We start from the raw sequence: 1,911 nt of genomic DNA, 5'->3' as shown, positions 1-1,911 counted from the left end.
CGCGGAGCTACGACTGAGAAGGCGCCGGCCGGGGCCCTCGGGCCCGTTGAGCTACGGCTGAGCCACCTTCCGGGGTTTGGGCCGCACCTGGGTCAGCGCCGCCCCCGTCAGCACGATCACCGCTCCGGCCGGCGTCGACCAGGCGAGTCCCTCGCCGAGGAGGGCGACGCCCGCGGCCGTGGCGATGACCGGGATGAAGTACGTGACCATCTGCGCGGTCGTCGGGCCGACCTCCGCGACCAGGCCGTACTGGAGGAGCACCGCCAGGCCCGTGCCCAGTGCGCCCAGGGCGGCGATCGCCAGCAGCGGCACGACGGACACGCGGGTGGGCAGGGACGTGAACAGCGGGGTGACGACGGCGAGCTGGACCGTGGCGAGCAGCAGCTGGGCGCCGGTCATCGACAGGTGCGAGTGGCCGGTGCCGGCCAGGGTGCGGCGGACGTAGATCCAGCCGATCGGGTAGCTGAGGGAGGCGAGCAGGGCCAGTGCCGTCCCGGTGGCGTCCAGGCCGTGGAAGCCCTGCCAGGCGCCCAGCACCGTGAGCACTCCGAGGAAGCCGAGACCGAGCCCCGCGACCCGCACCCGGGTCGGGCGGTCCTCCGACAGGGCGACCAGCGACAGCGCCATGCCCCACAGCGGCGAGGTCGCGTTGCAGATGCCCGCCAGCGTGGACGGGATGGTCAGCTCGGCGTACGCGAACAGGGAGAACGGCAGGGCGTTGAGCAGGAACGCGGCGACCGCCAGATGACCCCAGGTGCGCGCCCCGCGCGGCAGACGTTCGCGCCGCACCGCCATCGCGGCGGCCAGCACCGCAGTGCCGAACACCAGCCGTCCGAGCGTCACCTGGAACGGTGCGTAGCCCTCGGTGCCCACCTTGATGAGAAGGAAGCTGAAACCCCAGATCAGGGACAGGGCGGCGAACCGGAGGCGCCAGTCGAAGCGGCGGCGGGGCGGTGCGGACGGGGCCGTGGCGACCCGACCGGACGAGGTGGTGACGGTGCTCATGCCAGCCACGATGCGGCACCGGAACCTCGTAGCACAATCGAGATTTCGCACCCGGTACCACGTAGCATCGCTTACATGTTGAACCTGGACCGCCTGCGCACCCTCGACGCCCTCGCCCGGCACGGATCGGTGAGCGGCGCGGCCGAGGGACTGCACATCACGACGTCCGCCGTCTCGCAGCAGCTGGCCAAGCTCGAGCGGGAGGTCGGCCAGCAGCTCCTCGCCAAGAACGGCCGCGGTGTGCGACTCACCGACGCGGGCCGGCTGCTCGCCGAGCACGCCGCGCGGATCCTGTCCCAGGTGGAACTGGCCCAGTCCGATCTGGAGGCGCAGCGCGGGCAGGTCGTCGGCGAGCTCAGGCTGTCGGCGTTCCCGACGGCCGCACGGGGGCTGTTCCCGCACGCGCTGGCAGCGCTGCGCGAGCGGCACCCCGCGCTCCGGCTGCGCTCCTGCGAACTCGAACCGGAGCAGGGCATCGCCGGGGTCGTGCGCGGCGACCTCGACCTCGCCGTGGTGCTCGACTGGTACAACAAGCCGATGGCGCTGCCCGACGGGCTGGTCAAGGCGTCGATCCTGGACGACCCGGCCGAGGTCGCCATGCCGGTGGGCCACCGGCTCGCGGAGCGCGCGGAGGTGGATCTCGCCGAGTTCGCCGACGACGAGTGGATCACCTGGGGCGAGGGCGAGTTCTGCCACGAATGGCTGATGTTCACGCTGCGCTCCAAGGGCGTCGAGCCGATCGTCGGCCACCGCGCCGCCGAGAACCACACCCAGCTCGCGCTGGTCGCCGCGGGCCTCGGGGTGTGCATCGTCCATCAAGGAAGGCGACAAGGACACCTCCGGGCTCTGGAACTTCAAGCTCAAGAAGGACGCCTGATCGCTGCCGCTGAGCTTGGCCGGGTTCTT

2 protein-coding genes are annotated in these 1,911 nt (G+C 71.8%); one reads left to right on the top strand and one right to left on the bottom strand.

Annotated elements, in window-relative coordinates; all coding sequences use genetic code 11:
• Positions 1–51 precede the first annotated feature (51 nt).
• Positions 52–1,005 (bottom strand): DMT family transporter, encoded by a 954-nt coding sequence (locus ABZ281_RS47830; protein ID WP_356664951.1) that lies wholly within the window; start codon positions 1,003–1,005, stop codon positions 52–54.
• Between the two features lie 75 nt (positions 1,006–1,080).
• Here ABZ281_RS47830 and ABZ281_RS47825 point away from each other — a divergent pair.
• On the top strand, positions 1,081–1,911 hold an 831-nt coding region (locus ABZ281_RS47825), incomplete at its 3' end, for a LysR family transcriptional regulator (RefSeq protein WP_356664950.1).

Origin of the sequence: Streptomyces sp. NPDC006265 (assembly GCF_040613555.1) — a bacterium.
GTDB lineage: Bacteria > Actinomycetota > Actinomycetes > Streptomycetales > Streptomycetaceae > Streptomyces.
Note: the sequence above shows the minus strand (reverse complement) of the source record. Positions and strands in the feature narration are given on the sequence as shown.

Excerpts from the sequence above, each read along its gene's own strand:
- ABZ281_RS47830 (WP_356664951.1), bottom strand. The coding sequence starts at position 1,005 with ATGAGCACCGTCACCACCTCGTCCGGTCGGGTCGCCACGGCCCCGTCC.